The organism is Pseudophaeobacter leonis, assembly GCF_002087335.1.
In the GTDB taxonomy this organism is placed as follows: Bacteria; Pseudomonadota; Alphaproteobacteria; order Rhodobacterales; family Rhodobacteraceae; genus Pseudophaeobacter; species Pseudophaeobacter leonis.
The window spans coordinates 1-18,230 of record NZ_MWVJ01000030.1; the positions used below are offsets into that span (position 1 = coordinate 1).

Below are 18,230 nucleotides of genomic sequence, written 5' to 3' on the forward strand. Positions count from 1 at the left end.
CCTCCCTAGCCCCCGAAGAGATGCCTGGCTTTCATGAGGTATTCACCCTTGGCAAATGAGGGCTTGCGGCGTATAGGCACGCATTGACCGACATCTCCCCGAGCTCAACAGGATCCAGCAAATATGATTGGCAGCGCAAACCTCAATGTGATGATCAAAGCCGCCCGCAAGGCTGGCCGCTCTCTCGCGAAAGACTTTCGCGAGGTGGAAAACCTGCAGGTCTCGCGTAAAGGGCCCGGAGATGTTGTCTCCAAAGCAGATATCGCGGCTGAAGCGATCCTGAAAGAAGAACTGATGGGCGCGCGCCCCACCTCTGGCTGGATGGCCGAAGAGGGGGGCGAGACCCCCGGAGAGGATCCGACCCGTCGCTGGATTGTTGATCCGCTGGATGGCACCACCAACTTTTTGCATGGTTTGCCCCATTGGGCCGTCTCCATCGCACTGGAGCACAAAGGCAAGATCATTGCCGGTGTGATCTATGACACTACCAAAGACGAGCTGTTCTTTGCTGAAAAGGGCACCGGGGCCTGGATGAATGAAAGCCGGATCCGGACCTCTGGCCGCAACCGTTTGATTGAATCCATCTTTGCCACCGGCCTGCCTTTTGCCGGCCGTGCGGATCTGCCTGAAACACTGCAGGACCTTGCGCGTCTGCTGCCTGCCTGTGCCGGTGTCCGCCGCTTTGGCTCGGCTGCGCTGGACATGGCCTATGTGGCGGCTGGCGGCTACGATGGTTTCTGGGAGCGTCGCCTCAAACCCTGGGATCTGGCCGCGGGCATTATCATCGTGCAAGAGGCTGGCGGTCTGGTTGAGGCGCTGAACCCCACAGACAGCATCGTTGAGTCCGGAGAGGTAATCTGCGCCAACGAGCCGATCTATGAAAGCTTTGCCAAAGTCATCCGGAAGTAAATTCCCGACCTTCGGTACTTATTTCAAAAATGGCGCGTCCCCATTCGGGGCGCGTCTTTTTTTGTCGCGGTTTTTTATACCGGCTCTTTTATCATGGCTCTTATGGCCAGGACCCCGCTGTGTTGCAGCGGTCATTGCCGAGGGTGCAAAAGGCTCTGCAAAGGCACCCCAAAAGGCGGAACTGTGAGGCACAGCCCCACCGCCTATTTCCCCCAGGGTCCTGGGGTCTTTTTCCTGCGTGGCAGGCGGGGGACGCGGGTCACGCTATAGGTGTATTCTGTCTTGGGATTGGGCGGCTGTCCCTGGGTTTTGCTCCAGTAGGACGCGCCACCGCGTATGAGCCAGAGCGGCAGGGTGAAAACCAGCCCGACGCCAAAGCCGCCCGCATGGGCCCAATAGGCGACGCCGCCCTCATCCGGGTTGGTGCCAATACCGCCAAAGACCTGCAACACCAGCCAAAGCCCCAGCATCAGCGAGGCGGGCACCGGTGGTGACACGGAAAAACACGATGAAAATCAGCAGCACATCAACCCGCGCTTTGGGGAACAGCAACAGATAGCCCCCCAGCACCCCCGCGATGGCGCCAGAGGCACCGATGGTCGGCACCTGCGACTCCGGAGCCGCCAAGACGTGGATCAGCCCGGCGCCAATGCCGCAGGCCAGGTAGAAGGCAAGAAAGGGCAGGTGGCCCATCTCATCCTCAAGGTTGTCGCCAAAGATCCAGAGAAACAGCATATTGCCGCCCAGATGCATCATGCCGCCATGCAGGAAGACCGAGGTAAACAGCGTGGCAGTGCCTTCGCCGCGCGAAATTTCAGCCGGGATGATGCCGTAGCTCTGATAAAACTGCATCAGGGCCTGCGGGCTCGCATGCGCGCCGTAAAAAAACAAATGGACCAGGACATTCACGGCAATCAGGCAATAGACAACATAGGGCGTGCAGTCCGAAGGGTTATGGTCGCGCAGTGGAAACATATCGGGACGCTGGGCCGTTTTCAGCCCAGCGTCAAGAGGTTATGGTGCCGCCCTGGGCTTAACCTTCGCCGCCAAGAAGGGCTGCGTTTCCGCCTGCGGCGGTGGTGTCACACAGACATGGCGCTCGGCCAGAACGCGGCCGCGATCCGGCCTGCCGGGGATCAAGGGCAGGATCGGGCCCGCTCGTTTTGCGAGGGTGCGCTCTATCTCGCGGCCCTTTGCCTCATCGCCCCACCACAGCACGCCCGCGATCCCCTGAATGAACTCCAGACGGTGCAGATCAAACATGCCCTGGGCCTCAATCGCGGTGCCCCCGAGGTCAATGACCTGTTTTGCCTGTGCGGCAGCCGCCTCAGCGCCCGGTCCCATGCACAACAATGGCGGGCGGGCCGAGGTCGTCAGGCGGTTGGACTCACCGGTGGGGCCGGGCAGCGAGGTGGTGACGGGGCGCCCTGGCACACCAGTCTCCGCAGGCAGCTCAGCGGTTGTTTTCCCCCAGGCCTCAGATACGAGCTGGCGGTCGGGGGCGCAAAAGCGCGCCAGATAGTTGGGGCCACCCGCCTTGGGGCCGGTGCCCGAGAGCCCCTCGCCGCCAAAGGGCTGGCTGCCAACGATGGCGCCGATCTGGTTGCGGTTGACGTAGATATTGCCGGCATGGATGCGGTCACAGACGTGCTGCACCCGGTCATCGATGCGGGTGTGCAACCCAAAGGTCAGCCCATAGCCGGTGGCGTTGATATCGCCAATGACCTTGTCCAGCTCGTGTGATTTGAAGCGGGCCACATGCAGCACTGGCCCAAAGATTTCCTGCTCCAGATCGCCGATACCTGCGACCGCGATCAGGGTTGGCGCCACAAAGGTGCCGCCCTGCGGCGTGTTCATCTCTTTCAGAACCCGCCCGTCGGCGCGCGCCTGATCGATATGGGCCAGAATACCCGCCCGCGCTGCGGCATCAATCACAGGGCCACTGTCAACGTCGAGATGCCAGGGATCGCCAAGATGCAGCACATCCATAGCGCCTTTCAGCATGGTCAGCACGTCATCCGCGATGTCTTCTTGCAGATAGAGACAGCGCAGCGCCGAGCAGCGCTGGCCTGCGGACTGAAAAGCGCTTTCAATCACCGCCTGCACGGCCTGCTCGGGCAGGGCGGTGCTGTCGACGATCATCGCGTTCAGCCCGCCGGGTTCGGCAATCAGCGGCGCGCCGGGCTGCAGGTTCTCGGCCATCGTGGCGCGAATGCGCATGGCCGTGGCGGTGGATCCGGTAAAGGCCACGCCATTCACCCGGGCGTCGCCGGTCAGGGCGCTGCCGATCACCGCCCCACGCCCCGGGAACAGCTGCAGTGCCGCGCGCGGCACGCCAGCCTCATGCAGCAGTGAAATCGCGCGGTGGGCTATCAGCGGCGTCTGCTCTGCCGGTTTTGCCAGCACGGCATTACCAACAGCCAGCGCCGCAGAAATCTGACCCGAGAAGATCGCCAGGGGAAAGTTCCAGGGTGAGATGCAGGTAAAGGTGCCCGCAGCGGCTGCCTCTGGGATGCGGGCGGCGTAGTAGCGCATGAAATCCACCGCTTCGCGCAGCTCTGAGACGGCGTCGGGGATGCTTTTGCCCGCCTCGCGCGCCAGTATGGCAAAGAGCTCGCCAAAGTTTTCCTCATAGAGATCAGCGGCTTTGTTCAGAACTGCTGCGCGCTCGGCGGCAGGAACGCTCCAGGGTCGGGCAGATGAAAGGGCCAGTTCGACATCTGCCGGGCTTGCGGCAGAGACATGGCCAACCCCTGTCAGATCCGAGGGGTTGATCACCTCTTCAGCGGCGTCCGGCGTGGCCTCACCGGCAATCAGCGGTGCCGCCTGCCAGCTGTGGTCATGCCAGGGCGCACGGGCCGCATATATCCGCGCCAGGGTGGGAGCGTGGCCCAGGTCAAAACCTTTGGAATTCGGGCGTTCCGGCGCATAAAGCTCGGGCCCGGTCGCGATGGTGTTGGCGCAATCCGCAGCGGCAACAAAAGGATCAGCCGCGACCTCTTCGGGCGAGACGTCTTCGTCAACGATCTGGTTCACAAACGAGCTGTTGGCACCGTTTTCTAGCAGACGCCGTACCAGATAGGCCAGCAGGTCAAGATGCGCACCAACAGGTGCGTAGATCCGGCAGCGGGTCTGGTTTTGCTCCAGCACCATATTGTGCAGGGTCTCGCCCATGCCATGCAGGCGCTGGAATTCATAGCTTTCTGGATCTTCTGCCATATGCAGGATGGCGCTGACGGTATGGGCGTTATGGGTGGCAAACTGCGGATAGATCCGGTCGGTCATGTTCAGCAGCTTGCGGGCATTGGCAATATAAGAGACATCGGTCAGGGATTTGTTGGTGAAGACCGGAAAGCCGTCGACGCCTTCGACCTGTGCCAGCTTGACCTCAGTGTCCCAATAGGCGCCCTTGACCAGACGCACCATAAAACGGCGGTCATATGTCTCGGCCATGGCATAAAGCGCGGCAATCGCAAACCCCGTGCGCGGGCCATAGGCCTGCACCACAACGCCAAAGCCTTCCCAGCCTGCCAGCGATGGGTCCGAGACCACAGCCTCGATCACCCCAAGCGACAGCGACAGCCGGTCGGCCTCTTCCGCATCGATGTTGAGCCCCATTTTGGCGGATTTTGCCAGCAGCGCCAGCGCCTTGATGCGGGGCACCAGCTGTTCCATGACGCGGGCCTCCTGCGCCAGCTCATAACGCGGGTGCAGCGCCGACAGCTTGATCGAGATGCCGGGGTTTTTGCGAATATCATCACTGTCACAGGCGGCAGCAATGGCCGATATCGCCTTGGAATAGGCCAGATGATAGCGGGCCGCGTCAGCTTCGGTGCGGGCTGCCTCTCCCAACATATCGTAGGAATAGGTATAGCCCTTGGCCTCCATGCCTGCGGCACGTTTCATTGCGGCCTCGATGCTTTCGCCCAGTACAAACTGGCGGCCCATTTCCTTCATGGCGCGGCCTACGGCGGTTCGGATGACCGGCTCGCCCAAGCGTTTTATTGCACCACGCAAGGCGCCCACGGGGCTGCGTTCTTCGTCCAGCACCCGCCCGGTGAGCATCAGGGCCCCGGTCGAGGCATTGACCAGTGAGGAAGAGGAGCGGCCCAGGTGTTTGCCCCAGTCAGAGGGGGCGATCTTATCCTCAATCAGCGCATCAATGGTATCGGCATCCGGCACCCGCAGCAGCGCCTCAGCCAGGCACATCAGCGCCACGCCCTCATCAGTGGACAGGCCATATTCGGCGAGAAAGACTTCCATCAATCCGGGGTTTGAGTGCCCCCGGAGATCGCGCACCAGACTGGCGGCAGCAGAGCAAATCCTGGCCCGATCCGCCTCGCTCAGCGCAGCCGTGTTGCACAACTGGCCAAACATGTCTTGTTGGTCGACATAGGTCCCGGCATCAATCCGGTCGCGCAATTTGCTGTCGAATTTACTGTCCAGTTTACTGGGCTGGGTCATATCTTAGCTCCATTTCTCTACGGAGAGGCGTTTTGGTAAGTGTATGGCTATTCAGGCAGGACAATCTCCTGATTTTGTATATAAGTTAGTCCGAACGGGTGAATTTTTAGCGGAGTTTCGATCTATATGGACTTTTCAGAGCTGGACCGGTTTGACCGGGAGATTCTAAACGTCGTTGGAGAGGATGGCCGCATCTCTATTGCGGATCTGGCGCGGCGCATCGGTTTGTCCAAATCGCCAACGCAAACACGACTGCGGCGGCTGGAACGCGAGGGTATTATTACAGGGTATCGTGCTTTGATCGACCCAATTCGGCTTGGCCTGGACCATGTGGCCTTTGTAGAGGTCAAGCTCGAGGATACACGCGAGGCTGCCCTGTCAAAGTTCAATGCCGCCGTGACCCGGATCCCCGAGATTGAGCAGGCCCACCTGATGGCCTCGCATTTTGACTACCTTCTCAAGGTGCGGACCCGGTCAATGTCGGCCTATCGCCAGGTTTTGGGCGAGAAGATCTCATCCTTGCCGCATGTTTCTGCCACCTCAACCTATGTGGCCATGCAAGCGGTAAAGGAGGACGCGGCTTTGGCGCCCGTATAGTCTGCATCGCTTGATATAGTTAGCTGTCATTGTGGGGGAGGGGGCTAGAAAAATTTTGTACCTACTGAGTGGCTGTTTGGGCCGCGTTTGCGGCCGTGAGGGGCCAGATGAGATGCGAGGCTAAAAATGCTTGTATCTGTGTTGAGATATGAATACGAAACAGGGCGTTGATGTGAGGTGACTGTTTAGGGTCAGAGACGGGCCCGAAACTGAAAACTGACGACGACGCCAGATGCGGGCGTGATGGAATGGTAGACATACCAGACTTAAAATCTGTTGGGCCTTGTGCCCGTGTGGGTTCGAGTCCCACCGCCCGCACCAATATATAAACCGAGCTGAACGGTTTTGAACATTTATCCATACAGAATTAGGGTGTTACGGGTTTCGTCAAATTGAGTGTCTACCCATGATGTGCAGGAATGTGTATTGGTTTACGCATATTTTCCGCACGGTGCGTAATTCATGGCGTCTATTCGTAAGCTTAAATCAGGATACCGGGCCGAGGTTGCCCGCAACGGTATCCGAAAGTCAAAGGTATTCCCGACCAAGCAAGAGGCCAAAGATTGGGCTTCTCGGGCGGAGTATGAGATTCTGAACCACGACAAAGTGGCGGCCAAGCTAACGCTGGGCGAGGTGTTTGAGCGTTATGCCCGTGAGGTTTCGCCAGCAAAACGGGGGCATCGTTGGGAAGCGATACGGCTGGAAAAGATTGGGCGCGACGCAATCGCAAAGATCCGGCTGGAGGACTTGTCTGCCAAAGACTTCGCAAAGTGGCGAGACATGCGGTTAAAGGAGGTCGCGCCCGCGAGCGTCATTCGAGAGATGCAGCTCATGTCATCAGTGCTGACTGTTGCGCGGCGGGATTGGGAACTGATTGGCGTGAATCCTCTTAGCGATGTGCGTAAACCAGCAAAGCCTCCAGCGCGTGATCGCCTCCCGACGTTGGCGGAGATCGAGGCGATGCAATTCAGTGCGGGTGAGGATCTGGAAAAGGCCACAGCGCGGGCCTTCCATGCGTTTAAGTTTGCAATGGTCACTGCTATGCGCGCCGGTGAGATCGCGAGTTTGGACTGGGATAGAGTGGATTTGGACCGTCGGGTGGCTCTTTCGTCTCATACCAAAAATGGGAGACCACGCGAGGTGCCGTTGTCAACAAGGGCTCTTGAGCTGCTAAGAGAGTTGCCGGTTCTTGACCCGGTGTTCGGCCTTTCATCACGGCAGTTGGATGTCTTGTTTCGAAAGCTGCGAGATCGGGCCGGTGTGGCCGGGTTAACGTTTCATGATTCACGACATGCGGCGATAACGGCGCTATCAACAAAGCTCGATGTTCTGGCGCTTGCCCGAATGGTTGGGCATACCGACTTGAGACAGTTGCGGGTGTATTACAACGAAAGCGCTGAGGAGCTTGCTAAGCGTCTTGATTAGGCGTCGGAACTCCTGTGACAAGGGCAGCTTTGCGCAGATTGCGGAGTTTGCAAACTCCTGCCATCATCCTAACATCAGTGTTTAGCAGTCTGCGCTGCAGCATGAAATGCGGTCAATTCTAGAAATATGCAGCAAGATTGCGGGCCAAAGGCCGGCTGTCTGAAGCAGGTCACTTTGTAAACTTGTGTGAAACAGTCCCCTTCATCGGTTCGCTCATCATCGAACGCGGAACACCGCTACAGGAAAAGCCATCGTTGTTCCCTCCATACAACAAAACACTGTCCAACTACTGAAAAGACCGCAGTAGCTCTGAACACAGCGCATTTTCTGCAATGCTCCTAAGTTGAAACGTGGCAAGTACTGGCTCCGCTTCTTTGGATTTTTTTAAGGCCATGACGTCTATAAAGAAGTGTTGTCGATAGGAGTTTAACAATGTCCCTCAGAGCGCGGATCATTTTTTCGCTGATAGTCAGTTCTTTTTTCGCCATTCTTATCGTCACGATTCCTTTGTTCCTCGGACTTGAGAAAGTTTCGGATGAAGGCACGCGCCGTGAACTGAATCAGTTCGAATCGCGCGTACATTCAGAAATAGAAGGACGTATGCAGCTTGCGCTGACTGCCGCGCAGACCGTTGCCTCTGTGTCAGATGCACAGCGTGCCCTTGCTGACCAGGACCGGGAAGCACTCGACAGGCTTTTCGCTCGCGACTTTAAAAGGTTGGCTGCAGAAGCCGGCATTGCTCAATTCCAGTTTCACACCCCTGACGCGGCCTCAGCCTTTCGGGTACATAAACCAGAAAAATTTGGCGATGACCTCTCTGGTTTCCGGCACTCTGTTGTGGCCGCGAACAAGGCACAGGCACCGGTTTCCGGACTTGAGCGCGGCCGGGCAGGCATCGGAATCCGGGGGATCAGCCCTGTTAGCCACGAGGGCTCGCATGTGGGCACCGTTGAAATTGGCCTCAAGTTCAACGCTGATCTGATTGAAAGCCTGACCGAAGGCGGAGACAGTCGTTTGGAAGTCTACCTGCTGCCGGACGGTGATCTCAGTTCTTTCTCCGCAAACGATCAGGAGATCACGCGCCTGACCGGGAACTATGACGGGCCTGCTCTTCTTGATGCAGATGCGATTGCCAGTGCTTTGAACGGCATTTCCGGCCAGTGGACAAATTACGAAATTGACGGCTATGCCTATGCAGGCAGCCCCTTTGAAATACTTGATTTTTCCGGAAATGTGGTTGCTGTCGGCAATGCCCTTGTGCCTCTGAAAACAATCGCAGCAATTACCAGCGGCATACGCAAAACCGGGCTGGCGGCAGCGGTTGCAGCTATGGTTCTTGCAGGTGGCCTGGCCTTTCTTCTGGGCCGTTGGCTCAGCGGTCAGCTGAACCTCATTGGTACCCGTATGGTTTCCTTGTCGGAAGGTGAGCTTGACATCGATCTGAAGGAGCTGCCCGCGAAAGGTGAGATCGGCGACATGGCCCGTAGTTTGGGCGTATTCCGCGACGCGCTGACAAAACAACGCGCAATGGAAAGGACTCAGAAGGAAAAAGCCAAAGATCAGGCACGTATTGTAACAACCCTGGGCGAGCGTCTGGCCAATCTGTCGGAGGGAGACCTGACAGCATCCATCCCGGATCCTTTTCCACAGGACTACGAACAACTGCGCCTTGATTTCAACCGAACAGTTGAGCACCTCAATCAGACCGTCTCAAAGGTGGTTGAATCAGCCTCGAGCATCCGCAATGGCGCGGCTGAAATCAGCCAATCCTCGGATGATCTGTCACATCGAACCGAAAGTCAGGCCGCCACACTGGAAGAAACTGCCGCGGCCCTGGATGAGCTGACTGCCAGCGTCAAATCCGCAGCAGAAGGGGCCCGGAGCGTCGAAAGCATCGTGGATGAGGCTAAGCAAGAAGCAAAAACCAGCGGCGATGTGGTGCAAAGTGCGGTTTCGGCCATGACTGAAATAGAACAGTCCTCCAGCCATATTGCCCAGATTATCAGCGTCATCGACGACATTGCCTTTCAGACCAACCTGCTGGCGCTCAACGCCGGGGTAGAGGCCGCCCGAGCCGGCGAAGCGGGTCGCGGCTTTGCTGTGGTCGCCTCTGAAGTGCGCGCCCTGGCGCAACGGTCGTCCGATGCGGCGATGGAGATCAAGACGCTGATCAGCGATAGTTCCACGCAGGTGGAACGCGGCGTTGATTTGGTCGGCAAGGCCGGCGGGGCGCTGCAAAATATCGTTGACCGGGTCAATAACATCTCGAAACTGGTGACAGACATTGCCGAGGGCGCTGTGGAGCAGTCCACGGGTCTGGGCGAGATCAACACTGGCGTGGTGCAGCTTGACAAGGTGACTCAGCAGAACGCCGCTATGGTCGAAGAGGCCACCGCTGCGGGCCACATGCTGAACAGCGATGCAACCAAGCTGGCGGAGTTGGTTTCTCACTTCAAGATTTCGATCAGTGAGAGCCCGACACCGATGCGGGTGTCTCACGCACCCTCCGCGCACGCACCGGTCGCTTCGGAAGATCAAGATTGGGATCTGGGTGAAAACACGTCGGTACCTATGAAAGCCAGTGCGCATGGCAACGCTGCACCAGACAAATGGGAGGACTTCTAGTCCGATAGCCCACTGGCGAGATGGCATACTCTAGAAGCAACCCGAACAGAAAATGGTAATGGCCGCAAATATACGCTTGATGTTTTCTTGCGTCTGCAGCCAGGGGCCTTTATCCTCGCCCCACGCCAAAGTGTATGTCTGGATTGGGCTGCAAGCGGCCTGATGCGAGTGCAGTATCCAGGCCGAGTGGCGACGGCGGCAATGAGCTCCACGCGGTCATTGCGAGATTGCTCACTGTCCGGGACACCCAATGTATGCCAACCTGTGTACGTTGATCTGAACAGGAGTACTCCATGAACGCTTTTCGCCTTGCCGCAGTAATTGCCCTACTGGCCATGCCAACGTTGGCCGACGAAGTGTGGGATAGCGACATGGGGCCGATTGTGTATGAATCTGAAGAAGGTGACGCAGCCATCTTTTCATTCACTAACGTTGACGCATATTCCGCCACGCTGATCATCCCAGGGTTGGCAGGGAATTTTTCAAACCGAAGCACACATGATGCATATTGGATCGGACAAGGTTCGGGGGAGTGTGACGCCTTTATGTCGCGCAATGGTGTGCCCGCAAGCAGCCAGTGGGGGCGCGCCCAATTGGTATTCGACAAGCCTGCTTTTCCAACCTCGGTGACGGTAGTCCTCGGTTTCTGTGAAGAAAAACCTACTATCGTTTTGCGTGGAAAAATACGCTGACAACTCCTGAACCTATGCCACAAATGGGCTGGAAGCTGACCTCCGGACGTTTTGACAGGCCATGATGCGGAGGATCGGCCTATACCAGACGCCGATGTCAGCTATGCGTAGGTAGCGGAGAAAGTGTAGTGAACGGCCCAGAGCCGACCTTGGCGGTGTCAGGTCGTGCCGCAGTGCAGCTTCACCAAACCAGTCAAACTCTGTTGCAGCAACTTTGATGGCTAGAGGGCAGTATGCGGACAAAGCCGCCTTGTACGAGAGGTATTCCAAGATCGACGCAACCGATATGTCCAGCCAAAGGATGTGAACTGGCTTGCGCCGATTAGGGTATCTACCCCATGTCACGAAAACCTGGAGCGCCCTAAGATCGAAGGCGAAATTGGAGTCCTTAGTATAGTTAGGAAAGTTCGATGGGTCAGGCGCAGCACTATTCCGGAACCGACAGAAACATCGGCCAGGGCACCTTCAATTATTACTTCAACCCGACCGGCGATTCCCTTCATGCCACAGTGACCAACGTCGCCTACAGATTCAAAATTGACTACAACGGCGGTCAGAAAGTCGACCTGGGAAAAGTCGACATCTATCTCTATTCCCCCGACGGTGAACGCCACCCGATCTATTACAACTTCGACCACTTCGGAAATGACACCGACGCCGGCAAGGACAGCGACAGCGCCTACGACCACGACATCTATTACGACGGCACCGGTGGCGAGAGCACCTTTTCCACAGGCTTTGACGGCGATCCAGTAAACGGGAATTGGCGTCTTCGTGTCGACAACGACACCGGCAAGACACTGACGATGTACTACTTCGAGGGCAAGATTGACTACCGATCCGCGCCGGATATGGTCGTTGAGGACATTGAAATCACCGGTGACAGGGCGCTGGGTGAAAAGGTTACGATCGAGGCGACCCTGAAGAACATCGGAGAGACCGACTATCTCGGGATCGGCAAGAATTTTGACGTCGAGTATCTGGTGAACGGCACGGTTGTTGGTACCGATTCCGTGTCGTTTGGCCTCAATGCGGGCCAATCCAACAAGGAAACCTTCTCCTACACCGTAGAGTCCCCAGGCCAGCAGAATATCGAGGTCCGGGTAACCGGCATCGATGGCGAGGCTGTAACCAGCAACAATTCGAAGTCTACTGCCTTTTTCGCAGAGGCCCCCGACCTGACAGTCCAGGACATTCAGGTCTTTGGAGAAATCAAGGCCGGCGAAGAGATCAAGCTCAAGGCGACGCTGGCCAACATCGGCGGTGCCGACTACGGCGGATTGCTCGATGGCGGTTTCGACCTGGAGGATTTTTCCATACAAACCAACGGGTCCGAACGCCTCATCGGCAGCGACAGCGTGAGCTTTTGCCTGAGCGCGGGTCAGACCAACACAGAGAGCATCCAGTACACGTTGAAAAGCACTGACACCGGCAAGTTCACGGTGCGGATTGTCGATACCGCGGATGAAGCGGACACTGGAAACAATGAACGGACCGAGCTGGTCGGCGCCACACACTCTGAATCGCACAGCGTCGCGAATTCCATGGAGCATGTAGAAATCGGCACGCTATTTGCGCGCTCTGTCTACGGCGAAGGAAATATCGGCGAAACCTACCGCGGATCGGACGACAACGGGCTGACTGACAGCTACAACGACTACTTCAGCACCTTGGGCTGGACGGTTTTGACCGACGCGGACCTGGGGGACCACTTCGTCCCGAATGAAAACGCACGCTTCAACGGCGGCGGGCTTTTCGAGGGCAAGGCTGAGGCCCTGCTGCCCAGCTGGGATGCGCAGTCGATCCTGGCGCTCGGCGAGACCAGCGACGGCGCCAAGACACTGGTGCTCAGCTTCCGCGGCACCGACAGCAAGGACAGCAACCTGAATGCCTTTGTGAACGGGCAAGCGTTCTCCGGCGATGGTCTGTACCATCACTACAACGCGCACAAACCTCTGATCGAGGCGGCCCTGTCCTATGCCAACTCCCCTGAAAACGGAATCGAAAAGATGATCGTCTCCGGGCACAGCCTGGGCGGCTCCATGGTCGATATCTTCACCTCGGTGGACGCGCAGCGTCTTGAGGAAAGTGTGGATCTGACAGTGGTTTCTTTGGCCTCGGCTGGCATCGACAAAACGCTTTATTCGCACACGGAGGCTTTCGACGGCTTTGAACATCAACACGATTACGATGTCGTTGATGTCGATGGCGGCTCCGTCACGCTGAATGCGCCCGCACACTACATCGGCATCTCGCACAGCGAGGACGCTGTCACCTTTGCGGAAACTGTCGATCTCGACATCCTAGACGGCTTTGTAAGCAACAATATCCTACGCAATAACAAGAACTTCGATGAAGCCATCACCCGCCTGGACCAGCCCAACCTCGAAAACCACGAGCAGGACTCGGGCGGTTTCTTCTTTCCCAAGGGCTTTGGTGCCCACCACAACATCGGCGTCTACTGGGCAAACCTGTCGATGCTCAGCAAGGATGCGCTGGCGGACAAATACGACGGCACGCAGAAGATCAGCTTCGGCCTGACCGACTACAGCGCGGTCAAGGATATTGACGGCTCTGACCTGCCTCTGTTCCCGACCTACACCAGCGCCGACCAGGCGGATTATGACGATGACAAGGGGCTGAGCGCCCTGCGCGGCGGCAACGGCGCCGACTATATTCTTGGGCTGTCCGGCCATGACGCGATCCTGGGTGCCGACGGCGGCGATCTGCTATCGGGCGGCGATGGCAATGACACGCTAAACGGGGGCAGCGGCAATGACGACCTATCTGGCGGCGGGGCGCAGGACCAGCTTCGGGGCGGCGCGGGCGGCGACTGGCTGCAGGGCGGCGACGGCGAAGACCGGCTGTTCGGCGGCGGTGGCACGGACCGGCTGGACGGCGGCAAGGGCCAGGACACGCTGAGCGGCGGGGGCTCGGACGGTGGGTTTGTATTCAGCGCCGTTGCCGAAATCCACCAGGACAAGATCCGTGATTTTGAAACCGGCGATCTTGTCGATCTGTCCGGGATCGACGCCTCACAGGGCGATGGCGGCGACCAGGCTTTCGATTTTATCGCCGGTGCAGAGCTGAGCGGCACCGCGGGCGAGCTTCATTTCGTAGCAAACAAGAACACGCTGCTGCTTCGAGGCGATGTCGATGGCGACGGCATTGCGGACTTTACGGTGAAGTTCAGGGGGCTCACGGAACTCGAGGTCAGCGACTTCATCCTCTGACAGCCCGGCGCGGCAGCCCGGACCCGCCGTTCGCAGCCGGGCTAGCTATCTTGGACAGACGGGCTATGGTTTATCAGAATGTCAACGGCACAGCAGTTCATCATGTTCAGACTGATTGCGGCAGTGGTCCTTATTACCCTCAGCGCGGCGGCCTCCGGTGCGCAGACTGCCGCGCCATGCCCGGAGGCCGCTCTGTCGCTCGACGACACCTTCCGCATCGATCTTACGCCCTTTGCCTGCACGCTGGCTGACGGGACTTACGCCCTGACGCTCCAGGATGTGGCGGCGCCGGACGCTGCCGCCCGGTTCCGCCCGGTGGAGGGCGCGCTTGTTGATTTCGGCTTCGGCAAGGACCGCTACTGGGTGCGCCTGCGGCTGCGGAACCAGACCGGAACCGACGGGATCTGGTGGCTTACCCACGACATCCCCGTCGCGCAAAGCCTGGATGTCTATCTGTTGCCCGGCGGCTATCCGGCGGCGTCGGCCTCCCGGCTGCTGTCCCTGGTTGCCGCGGACACTTTCGATGCCAGGCCGATAGCCTACCGCCACCTGGTGTCCAAGGTCCCACTCGCCGCCGGAGAGGCCGCTTCGGTCTTCATTACTTTCCATACCAACCAGGCCACAGAGATGCCGCTCTTCATCGAAACGGTGCCGAATTTTCTGCGGCGCGCTCAGAATGAGGCCGGGCAGATCCTGGCCCTCACAGCGCTCATCCTCGGGATGGGGCTGATCTCAACAGTCTATCTTTACGGGCTGGATGGCAAACGCGCGTTTGCCTACGGCGGCTACATGCTCAGCAGTGTCGTCCTGCTCATCCACATGGAAGGCTATGCGTTCCAGTTCCTCTGGCCCGGCGCGCCGGGGTTCAACCATATTGCCCTGGCGATGCTGTCGATGGTGTCCATTGCGCTGGGGATCCACTTCGTTTCCCAGATCACCGGCACAAAAAAGCATTCACGGTGGCTGCACTGGCTGGCCACGGCAGCCATCGTCTTCCTGCTCGGCCTTGCGCTTTTGTCGGTTCCGCTGATCTCTACCCAAGCTTACAAGAATGCGACCCTGTTTGCCGCAGGGGCCGGAACCGTGCTGCAGGTCGCCCTGGCCGCCGCAGCGGTGCGCCGCAGGATGCCGGGCGCGGTTTTTCTGGTGATCGGCTTTGGCGCGCTTACCGCCTCGTTCCTCTTTGGCATTTTCGGATACGTGACAGAGGGGCTGTTTGCCCAGGAACGTGTCGGTTTGGCGCTGCGGCTCGGCTTTCTGACCGAAGCCATCGCTTTCTCAACCGCAATCGCGCTCCGGATCATGGCCGCCCGGCGCGAGCGCGACCGCTATCTGAATGATCAGCTGCGCTTTTCGGAAGAACGCCTGCACCTCAGCGAGGCCCTGCGCCGCGCCGAAGACGACCGCCAGCGCGCTGCGGCAGCCATGCAGCGCAGCAAGGACGTGCTGGCAACAGCAGCCCATGACATCCGGCAGCCGCTGGTGACCCTCCGGATGGCCCTCTCCGACAAGGAACTCGACAAACTGGGCCTGAACAACAGCCTGGATTACCTGGACGAGATCCTGCGAAGCGGTCTGGAGGATTCCGCCAAGCCGCTGGGCACCGGCGAAAGCGACCCGCCACAGGTCGGCGAACAGGAGGAATTTTGCCTTGATATCGTCCTCAAGAATGTCGAGGCAATGTTCAAGGCAGAAGCCGCCCGCCAGAACACCGACCTGCGCGTGGTACTGTCTTCGCAAACCGTCTTTGTCGATCCGCTGTCGGGCATGCGCTGCGTCGGCAACCTGGTCTCCAACGCCCTGCAGCATGCCCGCGCGCAGCGCGTTCTGGTGGGCTGCCGCCGCTGCGGGTCGGGCCTTACGATCGAAGTACATGATGACGGCCTGGGCATGAGTCAGGAAGAATGTAAGCGCCTCCTTGAACGCGGCGCCAAGGGCCCCCGGTCGAACGGCTCCGGGCTGGGCCTCGCCATTGTTTCGGAACTGGCCGAACAGAGCGGCATCCGCTTTGACCTGGCATCTGCCCAGGAAAACGGGACCGTTGCCAGGCTTGTTTTCGCAGGGGCATCGTTCGAGGCCCCGGAGCCCCAGCAGCAAAACAAGGACAAGGACAGGAAAATGTCATGACCGCACAGACGCCGTAATCGCAGACGATCATGCCATGATCCGCCAGGGTATCGCCCAGATCCTGACCTCCACCGGGGTCGAGGTGGTGGCCCAGGCCACCAATGGCCTGGAAGCCATAGCCTTGGTTCGCAGCCATCAGCCAGCCTTGCTGACCCTGGACATCGCCATGCCCTACTCCCGCGGGATCGAGGTGTTCGGCGAAGTCCGGCGGTGGTCGCCGGACACCCGGATCATCGTATTTTCCGGGATGACATCCGCGGGGCTGCTGTCGGACCTCGCAACAGCAGGCGCAGAGGCGATTTTCCTCAAGCGCGAAGAGATAAGCGCCTTCACCGCCGCCATCCCTGGCATCCTAGCAGGACAGCGGATACTCGGACCGGGAGTCGAGGAAATCCTTGCGGCGGCGGCGGAGCGTGAAAATCTGACGGCGCGGGAAAGGCAGGTCCTGAGCCTTGTGGCGCAAGGCCTCGGCAATCGTGACATCGCCGATCGGCTCGGCGTAAGCACCAAAACCGTCGACAATCACCGCACCAACCTGATGCGCAAGGTACAGGTGCACTCCGTGGCCGAGCTGATTGCATATGCGGTGCGCGAAGGATTGATGGAGGCCAGCCTGGAGACCTGAACCCGCGGCGCCGGTGGCCGTGTAGCCACGGGGCGCAATGGCAGAGAATAGTCCCCTGAATCGCTCACACTTTTTCTGCGCCGCCAGGTGGTCTGAGAGCATTCCGCAGCCCGCCAGCCAACCCGGTCGCGAGTGGCTGCAGTCAGCCCGGAGAGCTCTCAGATCACCGCCACCATCGATGCGGTTACCGTGAACTCGAACCATATTGGGCGTGACACTCACGACAAAGTTGCGCTCAGGAGAGAAGCGCAACTTTGCACAGTACACAAACTGCGAATAGCTTACCTTGGTGGGCAGTACAGCATGTGGGTTTCGGTCTGCCAGGACTTGAATGGCCGCTTTTGCCTGTCTGGCACGGAACCTTCGCAGTTGCAGCTAAGGTTCTCTATCTGCGGCCGCTAATTCAAGGGTATATTTGGGTCTCATCGGGTTCATGGTTCTCTCCGAGGTCGGCGTTGCCGCCTCATAATGGCGTCGGGGACTGGTGCCTCAAAAAGGTCCGCTGCGAGGTCGCCTGAGTTCAGGCGCATCGAAATTCGACAACGAGGTCATCCGGCCACCGTCCCGATCATTGCCCGGCAGGCGATTGCATAGCAATCTGCCGAGAGGGGGGACGTCTTTACACCCGGACGGGCGTATTCGGTTGGGCTATCTCATGCAGGCAGCTCCTCTTTGGCCCAGGCGAAGGTCGTACCATCGCGCCAAATGCGGGTCAGGATGACAGCCAGTTTTCGCGACGTCGCAACGATGGCTTTTTTCATTTCCCCTTCGTGCGACAAGCCGCATTGCCCATGCTTTGAGCGGTGAGACGCGCGACACCCGTTGGATCAAGATATTTGCTGCCTCATAAAGCAGTTTGCGCATGGCCCCATCCCCGCGTTTTGAGATGCGCACTGACCAATCTGTTTCACCAGATTGGTATCTCCTTGGGGTCAAGCCCAAGTAAGCGCCGACATCTGTTGCTTTACGGAGGCGGGCTGTTCAGACACAGAGATACAATCAGTAACCGGGCACAAATCTCTCGAGATGGTCAAGAAGTACCGCCAGCAGGCTGGCCAGAAGCAGCTTTCAAAGACTGCGCAGCTGCGACGGAACAGAACAAAAACGGAATAGGAACAAAAACCAAAGTGTAAAACGAAGTGTAAAACTTCGAAAACACCTTCGAAAATTCGCCAAGGCAGCAGCTGAATTTTCCGTTTGAAATCAAAGTGGTGCGGGTGAAGGGACTCGAACCCCCACGCCTCGCGGCGCCAGAACCTAAATTTAGCGAATATCCAGTAAAAACAACACGAAGACTATGAAAGTTTGGCAGAACGCAACAAAAACAAAGAGAGAAAGCGCCAAACCGCACAAACAAGAAATCTCAGGAGATGCAGTATGCTAATAATGCATATTGCCCCCCATTGAGCGCAAGAGCTCCGGCTCAATGGCTGGGCCCATCGGATCAAATCAGATTTATCTGTTTGAAGACTTGAACCGAAACATTTCTTAGCTTGGATGTCGGCTATGTGCAGATAGCGACATTTGCAAAGT

General features: G+C 58.4%; 7 protein-coding genes, 1 tRNA gene and 5 pseudogenes. 10 read left to right on the top strand and 3 right to left on the bottom strand.

Features of this window, described 5'->3' with window-relative positions:
* Positions 1-123 precede the first annotated feature (123 nt).
* Positions 124-909, top strand: a complete 786-nt coding sequence (locus tag B4968_RS08065; RefSeq protein WP_083098105.1) for an inositol monophosphatase family protein — start codon at positions 124-126, stop codon at positions 907-909.
* A 203-nt stretch (positions 910-1,112) separates the two neighbouring features.
* On the opposite strand, the pseudogene B4968_RS08070 reads toward B4968_RS08065, so the two are convergent.
* Together B4968_RS08070 and putA are read right to left on the bottom strand one after the other, a co-directional pair.
* Positions 1,113-1,884 (bottom strand): annotated as a pseudogene (locus tag B4968_RS08070) (rhomboid family intramembrane serine protease).
* 58 nt (positions 1,885-1,942) lie between these two features.
* Positions 1,943-5,373: pseudogene (gene putA, locus B4968_RS08075) on the bottom strand (bifunctional proline dehydrogenase/L-glutamate gamma-semialdehyde dehydrogenase PutA).
* Between the two features lie 126 nt (positions 5,374-5,499).
* Here putA and B4968_RS08080 point away from each other — a divergent pair.
* From B4968_RS08080 to B4968_RS08115, 9 genes and pseudogenes are all read left to right on the top strand, one after another.
* Entirely contained in the window at positions 5,500-5,970 is a 471-nt protein-coding gene (locus B4968_RS08080; protein WP_083098107.1) for an Lrp/AsnC family transcriptional regulator, read from the top strand.
* 234 nt (positions 5,971-6,204) lie between these two features.
* Positions 6,205-6,291: transfer RNA gene (locus B4968_RS08085), tRNA-Leu, on the top strand.
* 141 nt (positions 6,292-6,432) lie between these two features.
* Positions 6,433-7,395, top strand: coding sequence for a tyrosine-type recombinase/integrase (locus tag B4968_RS08090; RefSeq protein WP_083098109.1), 963 nt, complete (start codon positions 6,433-6,435; stop codon positions 7,393-7,395).
* A gap of 600 nt (positions 7,396-7,995) precedes the next feature.
* A pseudogene (locus tag B4968_RS26370) lies at positions 7,996-8,628 on the top strand (cache domain-containing protein); the annotation flags it as partial.
* Between the two features lie 90 nt (positions 8,629-8,718).
* Positions 8,719-10,020 (top strand): annotated as a pseudogene (locus B4968_RS26375) (methyl-accepting chemotaxis protein); the annotation flags it as partial.
* Positions 10,021-10,313: 293 nt separating this feature from the next.
* Positions 10,314-10,712: a hypothetical protein gene (locus B4968_RS08100; protein WP_083098112.1), complete on the top strand. Its 399-nt coding sequence runs from the start codon at positions 10,314-10,316 to the stop codon at positions 10,710-10,712.
* 410 nt (positions 10,713-11,122) lie between these two features.
* On the top strand, positions 11,123-13,945 hold the full coding sequence (locus tag B4968_RS08105) for a CARDB domain-containing protein (protein ID WP_083098114.1): 2,823 nt from the start codon (positions 11,123-11,125) through the stop codon (positions 13,943-13,945).
* A 102-nt stretch (positions 13,946-14,047) separates the two neighbouring features.
* Entirely contained in the window at positions 14,048-16,072 is a 2,025-nt protein-coding gene (locus B4968_RS08110; RefSeq protein WP_161492555.1) for a sensor histidine kinase, read from the top strand.
* Positions 15,996-16,697: a LuxR C-terminal-related transcriptional regulator gene (locus B4968_RS08115; RefSeq protein ID WP_277620931.1), complete on the top strand. Its 702-nt coding sequence runs from the start codon at positions 15,996-15,998 to the stop codon at positions 16,695-16,697. Before B4968_RS08110 ends, B4968_RS08115 begins: the two co-directional genes overlap by 77 nt.
* Positions 16,698-17,573: 876 nt before the next feature.
* Here B4968_RS08115 and B4968_RS24215 read toward each other — a convergent pair.
* Positions 17,574-17,639 (bottom strand): annotated as a pseudogene (locus tag B4968_RS24215) (hypothetical protein); the annotation flags it as partial.
* Positions 17,640-18,230 lie beyond the last annotated feature (591 nt).